Below are 25,098 nucleotides of genomic sequence, written 5' to 3' on the forward strand. Positions count from 1 at the left end.
ATGCACGCTGCCTCATTATTTTTTGTAGGAAATGATAATTATCGTTCGCGATTTTTAAAGGGCTTAAATCGGCTTATTTTCTTTTTTAGCATACTTTAGCGTTCAATTAACTACATATTAACATCCTACAAATGTTTAATCAGATACCTTTATAATAATTAAAGAAATAATCAAATATTAATTTTAAAAATTATAATTATGGCTGGTAAAACAGGAACAATAGTGGCAGTACTTGCGGGTGCTGCAATAGGAGCAGCAGTTGGAATTTTATTTGCACCGGACGAAGGCGCAAAAACAAGAAAAAAAATTAAAGACGGTGTAGGCAGCAAAGCAGACGAAATTAAAGATAAGCTGGCTGAACTTACCGAAACTGTAAAAGGTAAATTTAGCGGTACCAAACACGACCTTGAAAGTGGCCTTGATACTTTAGTATCTAACGTTACTGATAAAGCAGACGATATTATTGCTACATTAGAGAAAAAACTGGAAGCATTAAAAGGCGGCGCACAACAAACCGTTAAAGATACTTCAGAAGCAAAATAATTATTAAACCTCGCCCATGGCATTTGAAGAAATAAAAGAAAACGCCGAAGATCTTAAAAACGAAGCCAAAAGGTTGATAGATGCTAATATAGCCTACTACAAACTTTGGGGTTTTAAGATCGCTATGAAATCTACAGCAATGATGCTTAAGCTATTTTTGCTTGCAACTATGCTAATGATCGTTACACTGTTTTTTTCTATTGCCCTGGCCTTAGGCTTTGGCTATTGGTTTGATAATTTTGCTTACGGATTTTTAACCGTTGGTTTTATTTATCTTGTGCTGGCCATTGTGGTGTACAAAGTTCAGGACAAAATTGTAGAGGGCCCTTTGCTTTCGCAATTCTCAAGGATATTTTTAAAAAAATACGATTAAGCTATGAACACTAAAGTATACCATACGTTCGACGAGATAAATAGAGACCTGCAGATTCTTAAGTTAGAAAAAGACCTTGCCTTTGCCCGGTTTAAAAAAGACCTGGACGAAACTAAAGAAAGCCTTAAACCCGGAAACATGATAGGGGAGACCCCTAAAAAGATTTTAGGAACATTAGGCGCTTTTAGCGGCCCTATAAAAAGTGCTTTGCTTACATTTTTGTTTAAAAAAATGTTTTAGCAAGCGCTTTGCATATAACAAAAGGCTTCCTTATCCAAGGAAGCCTTTTGTTTATATAAAAAAATAAAATTGTATATTGCAGTATATATCATTGTATGAAACTCTTTATTAAGGCTGTAATTTTGATATTTCTGCTGGCAGTAATTTTAATTGTATTATATCCTTCAAAAATTACTTATAAACTTAACGGTAATTGGGTTGTACAACAGATAATTAAAGACGGTAAACAATACGATTTTCAACATACTATTACAATAGATGGCAATCGGTTTGATGTAGATTTGTCAGGTTTTGGTAAGCTTTTAGATAATAATCCCATTAACTATACCTATACAATTATTAATAACGATAGTATTGTTATTGTATCAAAATATCCGGCGTTTTTTAATGGCAGATATAAAATTAATAAGCACATAGATGTTATTGGAGGAGGTGGTAATGCTTACCGAGATATTACACTCAGTCTAAAATCTAAAAACAAACTAATAATACTAAGCCGCTCTGAAAATATAGTTTGGCAAAAAGGTATACCAAGAGGCAAGCCATGATTAAAATTTATTATATTAAACAAAAGGCTTCCCTAATCTAGGAAGCCTTTTGTTTTTATTATTGTTTTGCAGACTTTTTTTCTGCCTTCTTTTTGTCTTTATAGGCTTTAACTTCGGCCTTATCTAAATACGAATCTTTGTTGGTATCTATGGTGGCAAAGTTTTCTTTAAATTTATTTTTATCTGATTTATCAACTTCTGCTTTGCTTAGTTTACCATCATTATTGGTATCAAGCGTTGCAAACATTTTAACGTGGTCAGGTTTACCTTTGGTAACTTTTTCCTGAGCATTAACTCCTTCTGTAGCAAATAATGCTGCCAGCATTATAACTTTTAACCATTTAGTATTCATAACTTTTTTGTTTTTAATTGTTTAAAGATAAGACATGTAATTAAATAAATAGTTTAATCAGGGTGTATATTTTAACTTGAATTACAGATAAAGATTGCTTTTTTTAAACCTACAAGGTTTTTAAAACCTTGCAGGTTAGCAATGTACGTAGACTTTAGATTCCTGCAAGGTCTCTAAGACCTTGTAGGTATAACTACTACAAAAAGGCCTCCCAATTAAGAGAAGCCTTTGTATTACACTTTATTTTCCGGTGGGGTATCGTCTTCCGGTTTTGGCTCTGTAAGTTTATGGTAGTCGGGCCTGTTAAATTCTTCTTTAGGGGCACGTTTCTTGGCGTTTTTCATAGCTTCGCCTACCTGGTTAGAAGCTGTGAATGATGCTACCATGTTGTTAAGCATATCACTGCCAGCCTGTGGCGAATTTGGTAATAAAATAAGGTTAGAGTTGGTATCTGCACCAATAGCCTGTAGGGTGTCATAATGCTGTGTAACCACAATAAGTGCTGATGCCTCCTGGCTGTTAATTCCCACTTTATTAAGCACATCAACACTCTCTACAAGGCCACGGGCAATTTCGCGCCTTTGGTCGGCTATACCCTGGCCCTGCAGGCGTTTACTTTCGGCTTCAGCCTTAGCTTTTGCTACAATACGAATACGCTGTGCCTCGGCCTCATACTCGGCTGCTGATTTCTCCCTGTCGGCCGCATTAATACGGTTCATGGCATTTTTAACCTGCGGATCCGGGTCAATATCTGTAATCAGGGTGTTAATAATATCGTAGCCATAAGTAGTCATAGCCTCGTTAAGCTCGCGCTTTACGGCAATGGCAATATCATCTTTACGTTCAAAAACATCATCGAGTTTAAGTTTAGGTACTTCGGCGCGCACTACATCAAACACATAGCTGGTTATCTGGTCGTGCGGATATTCCAGCTTATAAAAAGCATCGAACACGTTGGTCTGTATTACTTTAAACTGTACCGAAACCTTCATTTTTACAAACACGTTTTCTTTGGTCTTGGTTTCTATAATAACATCCAGCTGCTGAATCTTAAGGTTTATCCTGCCGGCAATTTTATCTACCACAGGTATTTTTAACTGAAGCCCTGCCTGGCGGATGCTCTGGAATTTACCAAAACGCTCTACAATTACCGATGTTTGCTGTTTAACGGTAAAGAACGACGACAGGAAAATAAAGAAGGCAAAAAACAGAATTACATAAATAGGAATGTTGTCCATGAGATTGATTTTTAATTGAATGGGTAAGTTACGATTTTAATAAACATAAAAAAACCTCCCGGTTTGGGAGGTTTGTATTAGTAGATTGCTATAAATTATTCTGTATAGGTAAATTTGCCGTTTAGCGTGTAATATTGGTTGAGTTCTACATCGCAAAATATAAAGCTTACTACCCCATTATTATTTTGCACATAGACTGTTTTACCCGGTTCTGACCCAAAACCACCAATATCGCCACTGTTATAGTTAGACAACCTAAGCATTACCTGGCCTTCAGATGGTTGAAAACCATTAAAATTATATACAGTTTGATATGTACCGGTTTTAGGCAGTTGGGCGTTAACTTCGTTAAATATAAGTTCTATGCGTATAACGCTCCAGTCTGTACTGGTAATAAACTGAACGTTGCCGTCAAAAAAGGATGTTTGGTCAAAATCGCGGTTTACATAATCAATGGCAAGCGTTCCAAAATAATTACCGGTATCTAACACATTATCAACATTAAAACTGCACGCAGCATTTTGCTGTGTTGTAAAACTATAGATTTCGCCATAGCCGGTGCCGGTTTGGTTTACACCATAACTTCTATAATAATAGGTTGTTGCGGGTAAAAAATTAGTATAGCTTTTAAAAAATTCGCCATAACCGGTACCCTCAACAATTTTAGTATCGTTAATTGTAGGCTGTGCATTGGTGCTGTAAACAAGGCCATATTCGCTAATTGTAAGTCCGCCATCGCCCAATGCAAGCCCCCCTAAAGATGCCGATGTTGTAAGTACGCTTTCCGGCTCGTAAGTAACCATTATTGGCACAGTATAATTTACATTTTCGACCTGGCAGGATGTAGCCAGGCTTAATACCATAAATGCAATTAATATTTTCTTCATAAATGTTAAATATCTCGTAAAAATATTGATATTTGCGAAAATAGCTTATTTTAATGAAAAAAGTTTTACTATTTAATTTTCTTTTGTTTGCCCTTACAATTCATGCGCAATACGATTCCAGATTTGGTGTAACTGCAGGTGCTAACGAATATTACATGAAAGGCGATTTTTTGTTTTCGAGGTCTAATACAGGTTTTACAATTGGCTTAGTGGGCACCATACCCATTAGCGAAAATTCTGAAATACTTACCGAAATTACCGTATCAAGGCACAGGATGGAGTTTATTGGCCGCGAGAATGAACTGGCTTCTCCGGAGTGGATTAAATTTCACTTAGACAGGTCTAATGTATCGTTTATTTATGATTATGATATACTTCATTTTTTAGACGATGACCTGGCCATTGGTTTTTGTGCAGGGCCATCGTTTGCGTTTTTTGGCAACTTTATACCTACAGATAAATCTAAAGAAGGCTATTTACTGGACCCTTATGGTATGGATACCGAATATATGAGACTTGATGGCTATGGCGAAACTATGGCGTTTAATGTATTGGCTGCATTTGGGCCAAGCGTTCGCTATGTAAACTTAGAAGGAAGCCTGAGGTATTATAAAGGCATTACAGATACGTACAGAAATTTTCCGGGTTCGTCTCCGTACACGCAGTTTACAGGTAAAGACAGTTACTTAAGTTTTACCCTTACGTACTACTTTGGTCATTCTCTTGATTAAAAAAGCCTCCCGGTTTGGGAGGCTTTGTATTATTTAAAAGTTTCTATTGCTTTCTGTATCCTTGTAATGGTTTCTTCTTTACCAATTATTGATATAATATCAAACAGGTGAGGGCCTTTTAATGCCCCTACAAGGCTTAATCTAAGCGGCTGCATAACTTTGCCCATACCAATGCCTTTTTCTTCCATCCAGCCCTTAGTAACGGTTTCTGTATTGTGCGAAGAGAAATCAAGCGTGTTTTCAAGCACAGTAATAAGCTCGGCTAAAATGCTGCCGGTATCTTCTTTCCAGTTTTTAGATGCTTTTTCGTCGTATGCTGTAGGTGCAACAAAAAAGTAATCGCTCAGGTCCCAAAGCTCGCTGGCAAATGTAGCACGCTCTTTAACCAGGCCAACAATAGTAATAACATCTTCTATAGGCCAGTTAATGCCTTTTTCAAGAAGCACGTGAGACAGTTGCTTTGCAAGGCTTGCGTTATCCTGCCTGCCAAAGTATTGGTGGTTGAACCACTTGTTTTTTTCAGGGTCAAACTTAGCGCCGGCTTTGTGTACCCTTTCTAAATCAAACAATAGCACAAGTTCATCTAAAGTAAACAGTTCCTGGTCGGTGCCCGGGTTCCAGCCTAACAGGGCCAGGAAGTTAACAACGGCCTCCGGCAGGTAACCCTGCTCGCGGTAGCCCATAGATTTTGTACCATCTGGGTTGGTCCACTCCAACGGGAAAACCGGGAAACCCAGTTTATCGCCATCGCGTTTAGAAAGCTTGCCATTGCCAACCGGCTTTAAAATAAGCGGTAGGTGGGCAAATAGCGGAGCCTCCCAGCCAAAAGCCTTATAAAGCAGTTCGTGTAACGGCATAGATGGCAGCCACTCTTCGCCACGAATAACGTGGGTAGTTTCCATAAGGTGGTCGTCTACTATATTAGCCAGGTGATAGGTTGGCATACCATCGCTTTTAAACAAAACCTTATCGTCTAAAAGGTTGGTATCAAATTTAATATCACCACGAATTATATCATTAAGATGTAATGTTTCGCCAACAGGTGTCTTAAAACGAATAACATACTCAGCGCCATTGACAATACGCTGCTGCGTTTGGTCGGCCGGAATATTAAGCGAATTTTCTAATGTTCCACGGTTGGCATGGTTGTAAATAAAGGTTTTGCCTTCGGCTTCATCTTTTTTACGCAATTCGTCTAAGGCTTCGGCGGTATCAAAAGCATAATACGCCCAGCCGCTGTCTAAAAGCTGCTGTGCATATTGTTTATAAATTTCTTTACGCTCGCTCTGGCGGTAGGGGCCGTACTTGCCCTCTTTGCCCACGCCTTCGTCAAACGGAATGCCGCACCAGTTAAGCGCTTCTATAATATATTCTTCTGCACCGGGTACAAAACGGTTCTGGTCGGTATCTTCTATCCTAAGATAAAAAGTACCGCCATGTTTTTTGGCAAATAAATAATTAAAAAGGGCTGTCCTTACACCGCCTATGTGTAAAGGCCCTGTAGGGCTGGGTGCAAAACGCACGCGAACTGGCTTAGACATTGTTGATAAGTTTGTTTTAATGTGCAAAGATAGGGTAATCTGTGTATTTGTTGATTTGATGGTGCGTTGATTTGATGATTTAACCCTACGGTATTGGTACTATTCTAATTAACGCATCATCAAATCCACAAATTAACAATATCGCATCAATAGAATTTGTATTTTTATCGGTTATTAACAATATACGCTATTTATAAACATTTTGGAAGCAAAAAACATCATATACGCCAAGCTCGAAAGCTTTATAAAAAAGTATTACACTAACGAGCTTATTCGTGGTTCTATATTTTTTGTAGGCATAGGGCTGCTCTATCTTATAGCCACGCTGCTTGTAGAATATTTTTTATGGCTGCCCAGCAGTGGGCGTGTAGCCCTGTTTTGGGTATTTATAGTGGTAGAGCTGTTTTTGCTGTTCAGGTTTATACTTTTCCCGCTGTTTAAATTATTTAAACTGCAAAAGGGTATCGATTATAAACAGGCATCGGCCATAATAGGCAGCCACTTTAGCGAAGTAAAAGATAAACTTACCAATTTTTTACAGCTGTCTTACGAGCCACAGCAGTCAGAACTTTTGCTCGCCTCTATAGAGCAAAAAGCAAACAGCCTGCAACCTGTGCCGTTTACCAATGCTGTAAATTTTAAAAAGAATGTAAAGTACGTGCCCTATGTTGCCGTACCGCTGCTGCTTATTTTATTTTTTATGATAAGCGGAAACTCTGCCGTGCTTACCAAAAGTTTCGATAGGGTAGTGCATTATGATACGCATTACGCGCCACCGGCCCCGTTTGAATTTGTTGTGGTTAATAACTCGCTTATGGCACAACAGGATACCGACTTTGTTCTGGAGGTTAAAACACGTGGAACTGTAATACCAGAAAATGCCATGATTACCATTGGCAACGAAAATTATTATTTAGAAACCGTTAAGCCGGGTGTGTTTACCTATAAGTTTGAACGCCCTACTAAAAACATCAATTTTGAGCTTAAGGCTAATGAGGTAACATCGCAGCCGTATGAGCTTAATGTAGTAGCTGTGCCTACCATAGCTAATTTTGAAATGACGTTGCAGTTTCCTGCCTATCTGGGCAAAAAAGCCGAGGCGGTTAAGGGCTCAGGCAACGCTGTTGTGCCGGAGGGTACCAAAGTAACCTGGAAAATAGATGCCCTTGCCACCAGTTCTATCGAGTGGACCAGTAACGGAAGCACGTCTAACTTCGCGCAAAGCGAAAATGGCTTTGCTTTATCTAAATCGATACTACAAAACACAGATTATCAAATCTATACGTCTAATAATAAGGTAAAACACCACGATAAGCTGCAATATCAGATAACAACTATCAAAGATCAGTACCCAACCATTGCCGTACAAACGGCCCCTGATAGTTTAAAGCTAAAAAAGGACATTGTACTGGGTCAGGTTTCGGATGATTATGGGTTAACAAAATTACAGGTGGTGTACTATCCGCAGGATAACCCCAATGCTGCCAAACGTGCTAACCTGCCGGTAAAGCGCGAAGCGGTAGATAGGTTTTATTATACCTTTCCTAACGGGCTCGACATTAAAGACGGCGTTAACTACGAATATTATTTTGAGGTTTTTGATAACGATGCCGTGCACAGCTACAAGAGCAGCAAGTCGTCGGTTTTCTCGCACAGAGAGCTAACGCAGGATGAGCAGCAGGAGCAGGTATTGCAGGAGCAGAATAGCAATATAAATAGTCTGGAAAAATCTATCAAGAACCAGGATAAGCAGCTTAGCGAGTTAGACAAGCTGCAAAAAATGGGTAAAGAAAAAACCAATATGGATTTTAAAGACCAGAAAAAGATCCAGGATTTTATCAACCGCCAGCAACAGCAGGACGAGATGATGAAAGAATTTTCTAAAAAACTGGAAGAAAACCTGGAGCAGTTTCAACCTGAAAAGAAAGATGAGTTTAAAGAAGAGCTGATAAAACGCCTTGAGAAAAACGAAAAAGAAGCCGAGAAAAACAAGAAACTTTTAGACGAATTAAAAGAGCTTACCAACAAACTTAAAGAAGAAGAATTGTTTGATAAGGTAGACCAGCTTAAACAGCAATCTAAAAACCAAACTAAAAGTTTAGAGCAGTTAGTAGAGCTTACCAAGCGTTTTTATGTAGAGAAAAAGGCAGAGCAGATTGCCGATAAATTAGACAAGCTTGCCAACAAACAGGATAAGCTTGCCGAAGATAAAGATAACAATACCCAAAAGCAGCAGGAGATAAACAAGGAGTTTGATAAGGTGCAGGACGAAATGCGCGACCTGGAAAAACAAAACGAAGAGCTTAAAAAGCCTATGGAAATACCTGCCGATGAAAAGCAGGAAAAGAGTATAGAAGAGGATATGAAAAAGGCCGAGGAAGAATTGCAAAAGCCCGGCGATAGCAAAAAAGAAAAAGCCAAGCCCAAGCAAAAATCGGCGTCTAAGAAAATGAAGGAGATGAGCGGCGAGATGATGAAGGCAATGTCGGCCGGAGATATGGAGCAGATGCAGGAAGATGTAAAAATGCTTCGCCAGATACTGGATAATCTTTTAGCGTACTCTTTTAGCCAGGAAACGGTAATGGGCCAGTTTAAAGGTTCGTCTACCCGCGCGGCTAACTTTGCTAAGTACCTTAAAAAACAACAGGACCTTAAACTGCAGTTTGGCCATGTAGATGATAGCCTTTTTGCCATGTCGCTCCGCAATCCTAAAATAACCGAAGAGATAACTAAAGAGGTGGGCAATGTACATTATTACGTAGACAAAGCCTTAACAGATCTTGCCGATAACGTGGTGGCTCGTGGTGTGTCTAACCAGCAGTATGCGGTAACATCGGCCAACAAACTGGCCGACTTTTTAAGCGATGTGCTTAATAACATGCAAATGGAATTAAGCGGATCTGGCGCAGGGCAGGGTAAAGGCAAGGGTAAATCAGGGCAGAGTTCAGACCCGCAATTGTCAGATATCATTCAGAAACAAAAAGGCCTTGGCCAGAAAATGCAGGATGGTTCTAACCCCGGCAACAAACCCGGAGAAGGTAAACCCGGCGACGGACAAAAGCCCGGTGGCAAGAAAGACGGTAAAGGCGGACAGGGTGGCGAAGGCGAAGGTGGCGAGAATGGCGAAGGTGATGCCGGTAAGCTCTTAGAAATTTATAAAGAACAGCAGCAGCTGCGCGAGCAATTGCAGCAAGCTTTAGAAAAGCAGGGCATGGGCGGCAATGGCCAGAGTGCTGTTAAGCAAATGAAGGATATAGAAAAGCAATTGCTAAATAAAGGCTTTAACGCGCAAACGGCACAGAAAATGCAGAACCTAAACCACGAGTTGCTCAAGCTTGATAAAGCCATGAAACAACAGGGCGAAGAAAACAAAAGGCAAAGCCAGACCAATAAAAAAGAGTTTAACAATACGGCAGCGCAGCTGCCTGAGGCGCTAAAAGAATATTTAAATAGCGTAGAGATTTTAAATAGACAAACCTTACCTTTGCGCCCAAATTTTAACCAAAAGGTGCAAACCTATTTCAAGAAATAATGATTAGTTTTAATTACGAGAATGATTTTGAGCTTCCGGATGAAGCTAAATATGAAGAATGGATTTCAGAAATTATAGATTCTGAAGATAAGACCGAGGGCGAGATAAACTACATTTTTTGTAATGATGATTATCTTTTAGAAAAGAACATTGAGTTTTTAAACCACGATACGCTTACCGATATTATTAGCTTTGATTACTCTATGGGTAACTTAATAAGCGGCGATATTTTTATATCTACAGAGCGTGTTAAAGATAATGCTATAGATTTTAATGTAGCTTTTGAAGAAGAATTAAAGCGCGTTATGGCGCACGGTGTATTGCATTACTGTGGCTACAAAGATAAAACAGAAGATGACGTTGCAGTTATGCGCGCTAAAGAAGAGGAGAAGATAGCCTTGTTCCACGTGGAACAATAATAATCATCCTACTATAATAATAGTTGTTCCACGTGGAACAATTAATCTGAAACAAATTTTATAATGGTTCCACGTGGAACAATGAGAGGAAGAATATAATGTTTAACGAAGTTTATGATGTTATAGTGGTTGGCGCAGGGCATGCAGGCAGCGAAGCTGCTGCAGCCGCAGCTAACATGGGCTCTAAAACCTTATTGGTTACAATGAGCCTGCAAAACATTGCCCAAATGTCGTGCAACCCTGCAATGGGTGGTATAGCTAAGGGGCAAATTGTTCGCGAGATCGATGCCCTTGGCGGGTATTCGGGGATAGTGAGCGACAAGACCGCCATCCAGTTCAGGATGCTTAACAAGAGCAAAGGCCCCGCCATGTGGAGCCCGCGTGTACAGAGCGATCGTATGCGTTTTGCCGAAGAGTGGAGGCTAATGCTGGAGCGTACTCCTAACCTTGATTTTTATCAGGAAATGGTGTCCGGCGTTATAATCGAGGATGGTAAAATTGTGGGTATCCGTACATCGTTGGGTATCGAAATTAAAGCTAAAGCGGTTGTGCTTACCAACGGGACTTTCCTGAATGGCTTGATCCATATTGGTGAGAAACAGTTTGGCGGCGGCAGGGCAGGAGAGAGTGCTGCCTACGGAATTACCGAAGACCTGGTTCGCGCTGGCTTTGAAAGTGGCCGTATGAAAACCGGAACCCCACCAAGGGTTGATGGCCGATCGTTAGATTATTCTAAAATGATAGAGCAGCTTGGCGATGAAAACCCTGATAAGTTTTCGTACCTGGATATAACGCAGCCCCTAAAAGAGCAGCGTTCTTGCTATATGACGTACACGTCTCAACTGGTGCACGACATCCTGAAAGAAGGCTTTGACAGGTCGCCTATGTTCAATGGCCGCATCAAAAGCCTTGGCCCGCGTTACTGCCCAAGCATAGAAGATAAGATAAACCGTTTTGCCGATAAAGACCGTCACCAACTGTTTGTAGAGCCCGAAGGGTGGAACACGATAGAGGTGTATGTAAATGGCTTTTCAACCTCCCTTCCGGAGGATGTTCAGTTTAAGGCACTGCGATCTGTAGAAGGTTTCGAGAAGGTAAAATTCCTTCGCCCGGGCTACGCTATAGAATATGATTACTTTCCGCCAACGCAGCTTAAGCATTCGCTGGAAACTAAGCTGGTAGACGGATTGTATTTTGCAGGCCAGATAAACGGTACTACCGGTTACGAAGAAGCAGCATCGCAGGGCTTAATGGCCGGTATAAATGCCAGCTTAAAAGTACAGGGCAAAGCGCCGTTTATATTAAAACGTAACGAGGCTTATATTGGCGTACTGATAGACGACCTTATTACTAAAGGAACCGAAGAGCCGTACCGTATGTTTACATCGCGTGCCGAATACCGCACCCTGCTTCGTCAGGATAATGCCGATTTTAGGCTTACGCCGTTATCATACGAAATTGGCCTTGCTACAGAAGACCGCCTTCGCCGCATGGAAAAGAAACGCGACGAGAGCGATGCTTTTGTAAATTTCTTTAAAGAAACGAGTGTAACCATGGCCGAGGCTAACCCCATATTGGAAGCTAAAGAATCGAGCCTAATTACACAGTCGGATAAAATGTTTAAGGTATTCTCGCGTCCGCAGATCGACCTTGATGATATCCTTAAATTCGAAAAAGTGCAGGAATATGTAAAAACCCACAACCTAAATAGGGAAGTGATAGAGCAGGCCGAGATACAGGTTAAATACTCCGGCTATATAGAAAAAGAGAAAAATAATGCCGATAAGCTCAACAGGCTTGAAGATGTAAAAATCCCGGCCGACTATGATTATTCCAAAATTAAGTCATTGTCTTACGAGGCGCGCGAAAAACTTAAAAACATAAGGCCGGTAACCATTTCTCAGGCATCCCGCATTAGCGGTGTATCGCCAAGCGATGTTTCTGTGCTGTTAATTCACATGGGCCGATGAAATTGTTTCACGTGGAACGTACAATAAAAACCCTTTTTATAAGAGGGTTTTTGGTGTTTATAATGGTAGCTGCAACAACGTCTTGCATTACACCGAGGCATACCGTAGAAATACATGATTATATTTTAGTGCCCAACGGTAAGCCGGTTTTAGGAAAAGATAAAGGCTTAACCGCTTTTATATTTGAGAACAACCAACGCAAAATTCCGTTTCAGCAATTTTTGGCTGATAAGTACAATGTAGGGCAGTATACCGATGTTGCCTATTGGGTAAATGTAGACGGGCACAGGCTAAGGGTTATGCTGTACGAAAATGCCGAACTCGAAAAATATTTTGTAGTATCCGACTTTATGGTTACCAACGTAGAAAATGTTGCCAACCAAATTGGCTCTTCGGCAAAATTTATTGCCATTTCGGTAATAAACGATAATAACGAAGATTGCCTTGCTGATGAGTCGCTGTATAAAAACCTGACGGCCGATTACCTTAAAAGTTTAAAAGACGAATTCAATAACCTATAAATGGATTTTAAAGACCCAAGTATTTACATTACTGTAAAAGATCATTCTGTTTCAGGCGAAACATTTCAGCTGTTGTTAGACCAGGAGCTTCAACTTTTAAAAACGCATCCGCAGCCTGCATTGCAGGATCTTGCCCGTTATTACGAAAGCGACGATTATATATCGCATACGGATGGCCACCGTTCGTTATTCGAAAAATTGTACCAGGCCGTAAAGCAAAAAGCACTGCGCGATAAAGTAAAGCTTATACAGGGCCTTTGGGGCGCAAAAGGTAAACTGTTGGATATTGGAGCCGGTACCGGAGATTTTTTGGTAAAAGCACAGGAAAACAGCTGGCAGGTATTGGGTGTTGAGCCAAGCGCAAAAGCTAAGGCATTGGCACAATCTAAGCACATTACTTTTGCCGAAAGCCTGGAGGAGATAGAAAGTCACAGTATGGATGTTATTACCATGTGGCATGTTTTAGAGCACGTGCCCGATTTGCAAAAACAGATAGCTGAATTAAAACGTATCTTAAAACCCGACGGTGTTATTGTAATTGCGGTGCCCAACTACAAATCGTATGATGCGCAACATTACGGCATTTACTGGGCAGCTTACGATGTACCAAGGCATTTATGGCATTTTAGTAAAACAGCCATTAAAAAACTTTTTGGTGCGCAGCAAATGGATCTGGTAAAAGTGCTGCCCATGAAATTTGATAGTTTTTATGTGAGCCTTTTATCTGAAAAATATAAAACCGGTAAAATGAATTTTATCGGCGGGTTTTTAACCGGATTGCGTTCTAATTTAAAAGCCAAGAAAAATTTGGAGTATTCGTCGCATATTTACGTGATAAAAAACGCTAAAAATTAAATACAGGCTATTTCTGGCTGTTTCACAGCCTTAAATGTGGCTTTTACTGGCTAATTTTAAAAAATGCCTTAGAACGCTTTATTTAAAGCCGGTTTTGATTTGGTTATTCTATGGCGATTTGGTTATCAATAAATAAAATTTATACCTTAAAAATTAACAAAAAACAACGTTTTGGTAGGTGATAAGTAATTATTACATTTACCAAAATTTTTAAACCTCTAAAATCAGGAAATGAAAAAATCGTTAATACTACTTGGCCTTGCTCTTGCATTATTTTCTTGTAACAATGATAAAGGCACAGCTGCATCAGGATTTAAAACTGCTTATGTAGATACGTCTAAATTATCTAAAGAGTACGAAGCTTTTAAAGACCTGGAGTCTCAAAGCAAAATTAAGCAGGAAGAAATGGGCAGGGAGCTTGATGTTAAAGTGCAGCAATTAAAGCAGGATTATGCTGCGGCACAAAACGAAGCTAACGCAAAAGGGCCGCAGTGGGCACAGCTAAAAGCACAGGAACTTCAAAAAAGGGAGCGTGAGCTTGGTATGATGCAGGAGGGTATGGTTAAAACACTTCAGGATGAGTTTGGTGCTAAAAATGACAGTGCTGTAAGCAAAATGAAGAAATACATTAAAGATTACGGTAAGAAAAAAGGCTTTGACTATATTTATGGTACAGGCGATGTAACATCGAGCATTCTTTATGCTAAAGATGGTTACGATATTACCGAAGAAATACTAAAAGAACTTAACAGTAACTACAAAGGTACTGCTAAAGAAGAGCCTGCTAAAGATGCAGCTGCTGCTGAGAAAAAATAATTAGTTACTTATGTAGCTGATACTAAAATGCTTCCGTTAATCGGAAGCATTTTTTTTACAATAGAGGCGATAGAATTTCGAAAAAAGAATTATTTTTCAGACACCAAAATTCACAATATAATGCAAGATCTTTCGGCAGCAGCAACCTACGCGTTACGGTTTATCAACCAGACTAACAGGTCGGTTTTTTTAACCGGCAAAGCAGGCACGGGTAAAACCACGCTGCTTAAAGAAATTATTAAAACAACGCATAAAAATGTGGTTGTTGTAGCGCCAACGGGCATTGCCGCGCTAAATGCGGGTGGGGTAACAATACACTCCATGTTTCAGCTGCCGTTTGCAGGGTTTTTACCTACTAATAGCCAACCGCCGCAATTTTCTGATACTGTGCGCTTTGAAACCAAAGACAGCCTGCGCAGGCACTTTGCCATGCGTGCCGAAAAAAAGTCGGTTATCTTAAACATGGAGCTTCTGGTAATAGACGAGGTAAGTATGCTGCGTGCCGATCTGCTTGATGCAATAGATTATATGCTGCGCAGCATCCGCCACCGCAATACCGCTTTTGGTGGGGTACAGGTGCTTTACATTGGCGATTTATTACAGCTGCCGCCGGTGGTGCGTAATGAAGAATGGGCCGTATTGAGGCAATTTTATCAGGGCAAGTTTTTTTTCCACTCGCAGGTGGTGCAGCAAAACCCGCCCATGTATATTGAACTGGACAAAATTTACCGCCAGACGGATGCCCGTTTTATAGATGTGCTTAACAATCTTAGAAACAATATTATAACCACCGATGACCTTAAGGTGCTCAACGAGTTTGTTAACCCCAAATTCGACCTTAAGAACAATCAGGGCTATATTACACTTACCACCCACAACGCCAAGGCCGATGCTATGAACGCCACTGCGTTAGATGAACTGGAGGGCACAGAGCATTTTTATATTCCGGAAATTGTAGATGATTTCCCGGAAAAAATGCATCCGGTAGAGCATACGCTTCGCCTTAAAGTAGGGGCACAGGTTATGTTTGTTAAAAACGACCTTTCGCCGGAAAAGAAATACTTTAACGGTAAGATAGGCATCATAAAATCGCTTTCTAAAGAAGAGATACTGGTGCATTTTCCGGAGGAGAACGTTACCATTGAGGCCGATAAATACGAATGGAAAAACGTGCGCTACCTGGTAGATGATATTACCAAAGAAATTAAAGAGGATGTTTTGGGCACGTTTGTGCATTATCCGCTAAAGCTGGCGTGGGCCATAACGGTGCATAAAAGCCAGGGCCTAACGTTTGACAAAGCTGTGCTGGATGTATCGCAGGTTTTTATGCCGGGGCAGGCTTATGTTGCTCTTTCGCGTTTACGTTCGTTAGAGGGGCTTATTTTGCTTTCTCCAATGCGTATGAACGGTATTAGCAACGATGCCGATGTGATGGATTATGCCAGCGGAAAGGCCGGCGAAGACGAGATGGAAACATCGCTACAGCGTGAAACCACTAATTTTATTGGTAACTTTTTAAAAGACAGCTTCGACTGGAAAGACCTTGCCACGCTTTGGCAAAAGCATAAGATGAGTTACCTGGGCGAGGGCGAAAAATCGCTTAAGCACCGCTACCGCGAATGGGCACACCGCCAGGAAGATAACATACACGGGGTGCTGGATGCATCGGGCAAATTTATCAGGCAGCTGGATAGCCTTTTTGCGCAGCCAACGGTAGACCTAAATTTTGTGAATGAGCGGGTTATAAAAGCGGTGGAGTATTTTTTCCCTGCTATGGATAGCATGGCTACCGGCCTGTACAGCAAGATGGAAGAGGTGGTGCGCCTTAAAAGGGCCAAGGCTTTTTTTGAAGAACTGGCCGAACTGGAAGACCTGCAAACCGGGGCACTTATGCGCCTGCTTAAGGCCAAACGCCTTATGGAGGTGGTGCTTGCCGGCGAACCCATTAGCCGCGAAAGCCTAATAACCAACCAGATACAAAATTATCGTAAAAATAAAATTGAAGATATTCGTGCCATAATGCGCGCCAACCCAACCACGCTTGTGGAGGAAGAAGGGGAGGACTACGCCGCCGAGCGCTACGCCCCTAAAAAGAAAAAAACCGGTGAGCCCAAAAAGACCACGCTGGAAGAAACTTTTGAGCTTTGGAAACAAGACCTTACCATTGCCGAGATTGCTACGCGCCGTAAATTAACCGAGACTACTATTTTAAGCCATTTTGCAGGCCTTATACAAGTAGGTAAGGCCACAATTGAAGATGTACTGCCGCAGGAGAAAATAGATGCGCTTACGGCCGCTTTTGAGGGTTTTGAGGGAGAATCTTTAACGCCGCTTAAGGAAAAGTATGGCGATACCTTTACCTGGGGCGAACTGCGCCTGTTTAAAGCCGGGCTTACTGCAACAAAATAAGCCGCCCCAATGTGGAACGGCTTATTGTTTTTTTAAATATGTGATTTGTATTTAGTTCCGAAAGGAGCGAAAAAATATTTACTGCTTTACAATAATGCTGTTGGTAACGGTTTTACCGGCAGTTACTTTTACAATGTAGTTGCCTGCTTTTAGCTGTGCCATGTTTAGCACACCGGTGTTGGTGTTCCAGTCTTCGGTAATAACTTCCTGGCCTAACATATTGTAAACACTAACTTTAGATATTGCTGCAACGGCCTGTATATTAAGCTGGTTTGTAACCGGATTAGGGTAATAGGTAATGCTTACAGCCTTAACATCGGGCCTGTTTAGTACGCCCTGATATTCGAAAGCACCCAGGTCTATAACATCATCATAAATACGGTCGTTACCGGCAAGATCTGTTGTAATAGCCGAAAGGTCCGGGGTTTGCTCTGCCGCAAAAACAGTGTTGCTACCTGCATTAATTGCCGGGCTATCTTCTTGAAAAGTAAAGCTCTGGCCTAAAAATAATGGGTCGGCATCGATATTGTTGCCACCATCAAAACCAAGGGCATCCCATCCAAAAGCAGCCGAAAATTGTACTAAGCTATAGTAGTAAAATGTGGTGCTTTCGTTAAAGTTAAATACGTTAACCCCCGCAGTATCGGTATTATTATATAAAATACTGTTGCGCAAAATTGGCGACGAATTATTATTGGAAAGCCCGCCACCCTGAGACGTAGCGGTGTTTTGGGTAATGGTTACGTTGGTAAGTATAGGCATACAATCTGTAAGGCTATAGATACCGCCACCACTTACAGCGGTGTTGCCTGTAATTACTACGTTGGTAATTATGGGGCTGGAGCCTTCGCGGTTATAAATTCCGCCGCCGTTTCCGGTAGCGTTATTATCTTTAACCAACGAATTGGTTAGCACTGCTGCCGAATTTAAGTTATTAAAAATACCTGCACCGCCTGTAGCTGTATTGTTGTTTATGGTAACATTGGTAAGCTGTGCATTGGCGGCAGACCAGTTAACAATACCGCCGCCAAAATTTGCGGCACTGTTTTGTTTAACTTCTACATCGGTTAATACCGGAGCCGAATTAAAATTGTAGATACCCCCGCCATTATCGCTGGCCTCGTTGCCCATTAAAATAACATCATTTAATGCGGTATTAGACTGATTATCATTATATAAACCACCGCCATTTACAGCGCTGTTATTAGCAATTGTTAACCCGTTTAAAATAACTGCAGCATTTACGGTACTAAACATACCGCCGCCATTGCCTACTGCAGTATTTTCTGATATTGATACGTTTGTAAATACCGGTGCTGCATTGTTATTAAAAACACCGCCACCACTGCCCAGCGACGTATGGTTCTGAAAAATGCCACCGTTATTAAATACCGGTGCAGCGCTTTCGTAATTATAAACCCCACCACCGGCTGTAGCCTGGTTATCAATAACAATAACATTAGTAAAAATAGGAGCCGCGCTAAAAGCGTTAGTAATACCCCCGCCAAACTCTGCCAGATTTACCGCAATAGTGCTATTGCTGATTAAAGGAGAAGAATTTCTGTTGTAAATGGCACCACCATAGCTTGCTGCATTTGCTACAAATAAAATGTTGGCAATAGTTGGCGAAGATGCATTGTAATTGGCCATGCCGCCACCGGTAAATTTGCCTACCGCTACGCCATTTACAGTAAGGGTGCCAAACGATGTGCTACTGTTGCCATTGGTAATGGTAAAACCATCCAGAACAGTTGCTGCTGTAATAGGCGCATCGGTGCCACCTACGCTAAGCACCACGTGGTAGGCATTCTCTGTATTATTGATAATAGAAAAATCTACTGCGGTTTCCATAACCTGGTCGTCTCCCAAAAAATCGCCGCTTAAAATACTGGCGTTGGTAAGAATAGTAAGGTCGCGTTCTTGCAATGTAGCCTCTGTACCGGCAAAGTTACCGTACAGCGCAACACCCTCTTTTAGCACAAAAGCATTATCGGGGTCGGCTTCCAAAATAATATCAAGGGCATTAGCCTCGCGGTTAGGCTTATAGGTTCCGGCTGCCACCCATATCTGGTCGCCTGCCACGGCAGTATTAATAGCTAACTGAATATCGGCACCGGCGTTTTCCCAGCTGGTACCGTCTCCGGTTCCGGTGGCTTCGGGCTTAATATAAAATGTGGTTTGGGCCATAGCCCCGGTACCAAATATAAGGCAACCGAAAACAAGCATCTGGCGCATTTTAAGGTTAGCCAAAAGTGCCTTAAGAATAGTAGTTTTTTTATTCATAAATATAAATTTTAGGTATATAGGGTCATCAGATTGATATAACTACAAAAATTAATAAAAATTAAATACAAACCAATACTATTTCGTTATTTTTTAGATGATTGTAGTTTTTTATCGATTAAATAATTTTTTTGATAAACGGAGTGTGAAATTATACCGCCCGGTATAAAACAAAACAGCCGCTCCAGAATCCTGAAGCGGCTATGCTATATTTCGATGTCTAAAAATCCAACGATCTAATTATTTGAAAACCTATCCCAGCCAGCTAAGTAGCAAAACGGCGGGAATAAAATAGATAACAATGGTGCGGGCGCCATCATAATCTTTAGCAAGGCGCTGACCCAACAGTAAAAACAGCAGGGTAATAGACGATAGTATGGCAGCCATGATAGCAAACGTAGTACCCTCGTTAACCATAAGCTCTATAATACCGATGATGGAGAATGCGCCCGAAAAAATTTCTAAAACAAGGATCATTAAAAGCGACTGTGGTACCTGGTTTTTAATTGGCGTGTTGGCAAAGTGGCCCTTAAGCCAGGCAATGTTGCCACTCCAGTCCATTATTTTATCGTAACCCGATTGTATAAAGGTAATTGCGAAAAACGCAAGCGTTATAAGTACGGCCGGTTGTAAATTCATAAGTATCTATTTTTTATGGATTAAACGTGTAAGTTTTATAGAAAGGTCGGTTAAAATAATCTTGGCATTACCGTTGCGCTCAATATGGTACAGGGCATCGCTAAGTTCTTTAAAAATATCGCTAATGTTGCTGCCGTTTACAAAAGGGGCAAAATTTTCGAGCTTAAATTTTTCAACCGTTGGCTCCATGTAAACCAGGTCTTTAGCGTTGTAGTTGATAAGCAGTGCCTGCCGAAACATATCGATACAAAAATTAAGAAACTGCTTTTGCGCCTCGCGGCCAATACTGGCAATTTGCTCGCTCCAGGCAATAAGGTCGTGTATGGCGGCGGCGTTGCCCTTAGCCCTAAAGGCGGCACGTACCCACATAACAAACCACTCTTCAAAAGGCAGCTCGTCGTTGGTTTTATGCAGCAGGTGAAGCGCCTTGTTGTAGTTGCCCTGTGCCTGGTGCGCCATTTTAAGTGCCGTTTTAGGCTCTACATTTTTGCGGGTAACAAGTCCGTCGGCAATAACCTGCTCCGGCAGCGCATTAAAATGCAGCACCTGGCAGCGGGAGAGTATGGTTTGCAGCAAATCGTCTTCGCTTTCGGCAATAAGTAAAAATACCGTTTTTTGGGGCGGCTCCTCTAAAAGCTTCAGCAGTTTATTGGCCGTGGCGGTATTCATTTTATCGGCCATCCAGATAATCATCACCTTGTAACCACCTTCGTAAGCCTTTAACGATAAGGCCTTAACGATCTCGGTAGCCTCATCAACGCCAATCTGGCCCTGCTTATTGGCAATGTCAATTTTTTTGTACCAGTCAAACAGGCTGCCGTAAGGGGTTTCGGCTACAAACTCGCGCCAGTGCTTTAAAAAGTTGGCACTAACGGGGTGGCTTTTAACCTCGCTGTTGGCCGCCACCGGAAACACAAAATGCAAATCGGGGTGCGACAGGTTCTGGAATTTAAGGTTGCAGGCAGCGTTGCCCTCTTTGTTTTCGCCATTGGTGTTGGCGCATAAAATATATTGGGCATAGGCTATGGCCAACGGCAGGGTGCCACTGCCCTCCGGGCCTATAAATAACTGGGCATGAGGTATACGGCCGCTATTGGCACTGGTGGCCAAATGGCTCTTTATGTGGTCCTGGCCTAAAATTTCTGAAAAAAGCATGGGGCAAATATAGGAGATTTTAGGAGATGACGTTTATGTTTTACTTTTTAGGAAGCGCCGCCGATCGGGTAACGTAAACCGGTAATAAATTATCGGCGTGACGCATAACTACATAATACCATTTTTTTTGAGGCACATCTATAGTAAAAACATCGCCGGGATTATGGCTTTTAACGGCAGCTGTAAATTGCGGTACAATACCTTTTTCTGAAAACGAAAAATATTCAGAGTTAGGGTTGCCATCGGTATTATATTGTTTTATAAGATCTTTAAACGCTGCACCCTCTTTGTGTTTTTTAAGAATTTCTTCTCTTACGTCTGCTATCTCTTTTTCAGAAAGTTTGCTTCCGTCTAAAAAAATATAGGCAACGCAAAACGTTTCGTCTTTAGCAATTTTGGTAACCTGTAAAATCCTGCCATCCTTCTCAATAAATTCGCCTTCTTTATAAGGGCTCACTATTGGGTAGTAGGGTTGTTTCTCACAAATGTGTGTAATGGCTACTTTTGTACTTTTATCATATAAATACTTGTTAGCCTCCTCTTTAGACATCAAATTTGTTTGGGCATAGTTACACAGCGGCAGCAAAAGAAATAGGAGTAAGTGTTTCATTGTTGGGGTTTTAATAGGGTGGTAAAAATAGTATTTTTTGTGGTGCAATTTATAAATATAAACCTGTCTTGATAAATGCCACATTGGTTAGCGTTTCTAATTATTAGTCTTACGCATACAAAATTAAACTCCAAATCTATTGTCCTCGCTAAAAACGCATAGCATTAAACTTTAAACGCAGTAGCTTAATCGTTTTCGCTCATCCCCAATCAAAAAATCTTATTACAAATTTGTACGGTTTCACGTCACATTAAAAAATTTAACACAGCAATAAGCCTTTGTTTTACAATGTTTTATTGTAAATATAGAAATGTTTGTCAACAATATGTTGGCTATTTATTAACAAAAAAAACTATATTTGCCTTTCCACATATTTTAAACAAACGCAAACACAGTTTATGAAAACCCTTTCTGATATTAATTTTAAAGATAAAAAAGCAGTTATTAGAGTAGACTTCAACGTTCCGTTAGACGAGAACTTTAAGGTAACCGATGCTAACCGTATTGAAGCTGCTAAACCAACCATCGATAAAATTTTACAGGAAGGCGGCAGCGTTATCCTTATGTCGCACCTTGGCAGGCCAAAGGGTGTTGAAGAAAAATACTCGCTTAAGCATATTGTTGCCAAAGTATCTGAAGTGCTTGGCGTTGAAGTTAAGTTTGTAGACGACTGTATTGGCGCTAAGGCTGAGCAGGCTTCGGCAGACCTTAAGCCGGGTGAAGTATTGCTGTTGGAAAACCTTCGTTTTTATAAAGAAGAAGAGGCCGGCGATGCCGATTTTGCCCAAAAATTAGCCAAGCTTGGCGATGTGTATGTTAATGATGCCTTTGGTACCGCACACCGTGCGCATGCATCGACCACAATTATTGCAAATTATTTTCCTGAAGATAAAGTTTTTGGAACGCTACTTGCTAAGGAGATCGAAAGCCTTGACAAAGTTTTAAAAAATAGCGAGAAACCGGTTACTGCTGTTTTGGGCGGTAGCAAAGTTTCTTCTAAAATTACGGTTATCGAGAACATTCTTGATAAAGTAGACCACCTGATTATTGGCGGAGGTATGACCTTTACCTTTATTAAGGCACAGGGCGGCAAGATTGGCGACTCTATTTGCGAGGACGACAAGCAGGAACTTGCCCTGGAGATTTTGGCTAAAGCCAAAGAAAAGAATGTACAGGTACATATTCCTGTAGACGTTATTGCTGCCGATGGCTTTAAGAACGATGCCAATACACAGGTTGTTGATGTAAGGGAAATTCCGGACGGATGGCAAGGCCTGGACGCGGGTCCTAAAAGCCTTGAGAACTTTAAAAAAGTTATCCTGGAGTCTAAAACAATTTTATGGAACGGCCCATTAGGGGTTTTTGAGATGGAAAACTTTGCTAAAGGCACTATTGCCCTTGGTAATTTTATTGCCGAAGCTACTGAGAAAGGCGCATTTTCGCTTGTTGGCGGTGGCGACTCGGTGGCTGCTGTTAAACAATTTGGCCTTGAAGATAAAATGAGCTATGTTTCTACCGGTGGTGGTGCCATGCTCGAAATGCTTGAAGGAAAAACACTGCCCGGCATTGCTGCCATTTTAGAGGCATAGTGTTAAAGTTTACAATACAATTAAAAAATCAAAGTTATAGTTAACATTGTTGCTTTGCAATACGTTGTAATTTAACTACTAAAGAGTAAATTATGAATAAAAAAAGAACACTGTCCTTAGTACTTGCTATGCTTTCGGCTGGGGTTTTCGCCCAGGAAAGTGCGCAGGCAGACATATCGGCCGCAAGGCCCGAAATTAAATTATCGTTCCTTGATTCGCTTAAATCTACCTTTGTTCGCAACGAGCAAATGGCCAAAATAGACAGCCTGTGGCTAAACGAGCTTAATAACGAAGACTTGTTTAGCAACATGCAGGAAGACCTGGCCAGGATTAACCCTGATGAAGAGGTAGATTACAGCCTGTCGACCCCATTGCTTAAAGAAAGGCTTGCCAAATTAGATGCCAAGTCGCCTTTTAACATTGAGTACAGCAAAGGACTGGAGAATATTATTAAAGCGTACTTAAAAAACAGGCCAAAAAGCTACGAGCGCTTGATGGCCATATCAGAATATTACTTCCCTATGTTCGAAGAGCACCTTGCCAAGTACAACGTGCCTTTAGAAATAAAATATTTAGCTGTTATAGAGTCGGCTCTTAACCCAAGGGCAAAATCAAGGGTAGGCGCTACAGGCTTATGGCAGTTTATGTACCCAACGGGTAAACAATACAACCTTGAGGTTAACAGCTATGTAGATGAGCGCAGCGACCCTTTAAAAGCTACCGAAGCTGCCTGCCAGTACCTAAGCAGCCTTTACAACATTTTTGGCGACTGGGACCTTGTTCTTGCCTCTTACAACGCAGGCCCGGGTAACGTTACCAAAGCCATACGCCGTTCTGGTACCTACAAAAACTACTGGAACATTCGTAAAAACCTTCCTAAAGAAACACAGGCTTACAACCCTACATTTTTAGCTACCATGTATATTTACGAATATGCTAAAGAACACGGTATTAAGGCTAAAAAAGCACCGCTTACGTATTTTGAGACCGATACCATTATGGTAAAACGCCAAATGTCGTTTAAGCAAATTGCCCAGTTGTTAGATGTGCCGGTTAACCAACTACAGTTTTTAAACCCTATTTACAAGCTGGATGTTATACCGTACACTAAAGAGAAAGCCCACTTTTTAAGGCTTCCTAAAGAAAAAATTGGGTTATTAACCTCTAACGAAAATGCCTTTTATGCTTTTATAGACCACGAAGAAAGCAAGAGAGAAAAACCACACTTTAGCATTGATAGAGAAACCGCTATTGCATCGGCAGATTCTACACCGGCAAGAAGCTCTAAAGCAGTGGCATCTTCATACAAAAAGAAAAGCACCGTTACTACCAAGACTTATGTAATTAAGCGTGGTGATAACCTTGGCGAAATTGCCGATAAAAATAACTGTACTGTTGCCGAGCTTAGAAAATGGAACAAGATTAAAGGCAACAATATTATGGCAGGCCAAAAGCTAAAGATCCAGAAAACCAGCATTATTAAAGTGCCGGTGGTTACCGAAGAAGCTATTGCCTTTAAAGAGGTTAGCAAGCCAACAAAAGAAAAGACAACTGCGGCTCCTGCTACAGAAGCCGATAACGATGTTGCCGAAGCTACCGTATGCGACGAACCGGCTGCAGAGCCAAAATCGGCTATTGCTGCGGCATCTAAACGTGCCCGCGAAGCAAGTTATGCAGAGGCAAGGATGTATGTGGTACAAAAAGGCGATTCGCTTTTTAGCATTGCAAGAAAACACCCGGGTGTTACTGTTGAGAACCTTAAAAAGTGGAACGAAATTAACGGCGAAAGCATTAAGCCGGGAATGACACTGAAAGTAGGCGACGTTAACTAAATGCCTAACAACATA

General features: G+C 41.1%; 22 protein-coding genes. 14 read left to right on the forward strand and 8 right to left on the reverse strand.

What is annotated here, in order from left to right; all coding sequences use genetic code 11:
- Positions 1-198 precede the first annotated feature (198 nt).
- The 4 genes from G509_RS0117985 (at position 199) to G509_RS0118000 (ending at position 1,704) form a co-directional block, all read left to right on the forward strand.
- Positions 199-543, forward strand: coding sequence for a YtxH domain-containing protein (locus G509_RS0117985; protein WP_026992807.1), 345 nt, complete (start codon positions 199-201; stop codon positions 541-543).
- A gap of 16 nt (positions 544-559) precedes the next feature.
- The gene (locus tag G509_RS0117990; RefSeq protein WP_026992808.1) at positions 560-916 is read left to right on the forward strand and encodes a competence protein; all 357 of its coding nucleotides are present in this window, start codon (positions 560-562) and stop codon (positions 914-916) included.
- Between the two features lie 3 nt (positions 917-919).
- A complete protein-coding gene (locus G509_RS22470; protein WP_035739302.1) occupies positions 920-1,156 on the forward strand; it encodes a DUF6327 family protein in 237 nt (78 codons plus the stop codon).
- Between the two features lie 95 nt (positions 1,157-1,251).
- On the forward strand, positions 1,252-1,704 hold the full coding sequence (locus tag G509_RS0118000; protein WP_026992809.1) for a hypothetical protein: 453 nt from the start codon (positions 1,252-1,254) through the stop codon (positions 1,702-1,704).
- Positions 1,705-1,762: 58 nt separating this feature from the next.
- Here the strand turns inward: G509_RS0118000 and G509_RS22475 are convergent, their stop codons facing one another.
- From G509_RS22475 to G509_RS0118015, 3 genes are all read right to left on the reverse strand, one after another.
- On the reverse strand, positions 1,763-2,056 hold the full coding sequence (locus G509_RS22475; protein ID WP_035739304.1) for a hypothetical protein: 294 nt from the start codon (positions 2,054-2,056) through the stop codon (positions 1,763-1,765).
- A gap of 233 nt (positions 2,057-2,289) precedes the next feature.
- Positions 2,290-3,294 carry an SPFH domain-containing protein gene (locus tag G509_RS0118010; protein WP_026992810.1) on the reverse strand — a complete coding sequence of 335 codons (1,005 nt, stop codon included), beginning with the start codon at positions 3,292-3,294 and terminating at the stop codon, positions 2,290-2,292.
- 95 nt (positions 3,295-3,389) lie between these two features.
- Complete coding sequence (locus G509_RS0118015) at positions 3,390-4,181, reverse strand: hypothetical protein (protein WP_026992811.1); 792 nt, start codon at positions 4,179-4,181, stop codon at positions 3,390-3,392.
- Positions 4,182-4,234: 53 nt separating this feature from the next.
- On the opposite strand from G509_RS0118015, the gene G509_RS0118020 reads away from it, so the two are divergent.
- Positions 4,235-4,912, forward strand: coding sequence for an outer membrane beta-barrel protein (locus G509_RS0118020; RefSeq protein WP_026992812.1), 678 nt, complete (start codon positions 4,235-4,237; stop codon positions 4,910-4,912).
- 29 nt (positions 4,913-4,941) lie between these two features.
- Here G509_RS0118020 and gltX read toward each other — a convergent pair whose 3' ends face one another.
- On the reverse strand, positions 4,942-6,453 hold the full coding sequence (gene gltX, locus G509_RS0118025; RefSeq protein WP_026992813.1) for a glutamate--tRNA ligase: 1,512 nt from the start codon (positions 6,451-6,453) through the stop codon (positions 4,942-4,944).
- 202 nt (positions 6,454-6,655) lie between these two features.
- On the opposite strand from gltX, the gene G509_RS0118030 reads away from it, so the two are divergent.
- The 7 genes from G509_RS0118030 (at position 6,656) to G509_RS0118060 (ending at position 16,975) form a co-directional block, all read left to right on the forward strand.
- Complete coding sequence (locus tag G509_RS0118030; protein WP_026992814.1) at positions 6,656-9,985, forward strand: DUF4175 family protein; 3,330 nt, start codon at positions 6,656-6,658, stop codon at positions 9,983-9,985.
- Entirely contained in the window at positions 9,985-10,404 is a 420-nt protein-coding gene (ybeY, locus tag G509_RS0118035) for an rRNA maturation RNase YbeY (protein ID WP_026992815.1), read from the forward strand. The genes G509_RS0118030 and ybeY overlap by 1 nt, the downstream gene beginning before the upstream one ends.
- Positions 10,405-10,502: 98 nt before the next feature.
- A complete protein-coding gene (gene mnmG / locus G509_RS0118040) occupies positions 10,503-12,374 on the forward strand; it encodes a tRNA uridine-5-carboxymethylaminomethyl(34) synthesis enzyme MnmG (RefSeq protein WP_026992816.1) in 1,872 nt (623 codons plus the stop codon).
- Between the two features lie 11 nt (positions 12,375-12,385).
- On the forward strand, positions 12,386-12,895 hold the full coding sequence (locus G509_RS0118045) for a hypothetical protein (RefSeq protein ID WP_131450736.1): 510 nt from the start codon (positions 12,386-12,388) through the stop codon (positions 12,893-12,895).
- Complete coding sequence (locus G509_RS0118050; protein WP_026992818.1) at positions 12,896-13,750, forward strand: class I SAM-dependent methyltransferase; 855 nt, start codon at positions 12,896-12,898, stop codon at positions 13,748-13,750.
- 231 nt (positions 13,751-13,981) lie between these two features.
- Positions 13,982-14,566, forward strand: a complete 585-nt coding sequence (locus tag G509_RS0118055; protein ID WP_026992819.1) for an OmpH/Skp family outer membrane protein — start codon at positions 13,982-13,984, stop codon at positions 14,564-14,566.
- A gap of 120 nt (positions 14,567-14,686) precedes the next feature.
- The gene (locus G509_RS0118060; protein WP_026992820.1) at positions 14,687-16,975 is read left to right on the forward strand and encodes a helix-turn-helix domain-containing protein; all 2,289 of its coding nucleotides are present in this window, start codon (positions 14,687-14,689) and stop codon (positions 16,973-16,975) included.
- A 78-nt stretch (positions 16,976-17,053) separates the two neighbouring features.
- Here G509_RS0118060 and G509_RS0118065 read toward each other — a convergent pair whose 3' ends face one another.
- The 4 genes from G509_RS0118065 to G509_RS0118080 all read right to left on the reverse strand — a co-directional run bounded on the left by G509_RS0118065 (position 17,054) and on the right by G509_RS0118080 (position 21,662).
- Positions 17,054-19,258 carry a beta strand repeat-containing protein gene (locus tag G509_RS0118065; protein ID WP_026992821.1) on the reverse strand — a complete coding sequence of 735 codons (2,205 nt, stop codon included), beginning with the start codon at positions 19,256-19,258 and terminating at the stop codon, positions 17,054-17,056.
- Between the two features lie 252 nt (positions 19,259-19,510).
- A complete protein-coding gene (locus G509_RS0118070; protein WP_026992822.1) occupies positions 19,511-19,897 on the reverse strand; it encodes a hypothetical protein in 387 nt (128 codons plus the stop codon).
- Positions 19,898-19,903: 6 nt separating this feature from the next.
- Positions 19,904-21,052 (reverse strand): DNA polymerase III subunit, encoded by a 1,149-nt coding sequence (locus G509_RS0118075; RefSeq protein ID WP_026992823.1) that lies wholly within the window; start codon positions 21,050-21,052, stop codon positions 19,904-19,906.
- Between the two features lie 40 nt (positions 21,053-21,092).
- Positions 21,093-21,662 (reverse strand): peptidylprolyl isomerase, encoded by a 570-nt coding sequence (locus G509_RS0118080; RefSeq protein WP_161627186.1) that lies wholly within the window; start codon positions 21,660-21,662, stop codon positions 21,093-21,095.
- A 398-nt stretch (positions 21,663-22,060) separates the two neighbouring features.
- On the opposite strand from G509_RS0118080, the gene G509_RS0118085 reads away from it, so the two are divergent.
- Together G509_RS0118085 and G509_RS0118090 are read left to right on the forward strand one after the other, a co-directional pair.
- Positions 22,061-23,251, forward strand: coding sequence for a phosphoglycerate kinase (locus G509_RS0118085; RefSeq protein ID WP_026992825.1), 1,191 nt, complete (start codon positions 22,061-22,063; stop codon positions 23,249-23,251).
- 92 nt (positions 23,252-23,343) lie between these two features.
- The gene (locus G509_RS0118090) at positions 23,344-25,083 is read left to right on the forward strand and encodes a lytic transglycosylase domain-containing protein (RefSeq protein WP_026992826.1); all 1,740 of its coding nucleotides are present in this window, start codon (positions 23,344-23,346) and stop codon (positions 25,081-25,083) included.
- Positions 25,084-25,098: the final 15 nt, after the last annotated feature.

Origin of the sequence: Flavobacterium subsaxonicum WB 4.1-42 = DSM 21790 (assembly GCF_000422725.1) — a bacterium.
Classification (GTDB): Bacteria; Bacteroidota; Bacteroidia; order Flavobacteriales; family Flavobacteriaceae; genus Flavobacterium; species Flavobacterium subsaxonicum.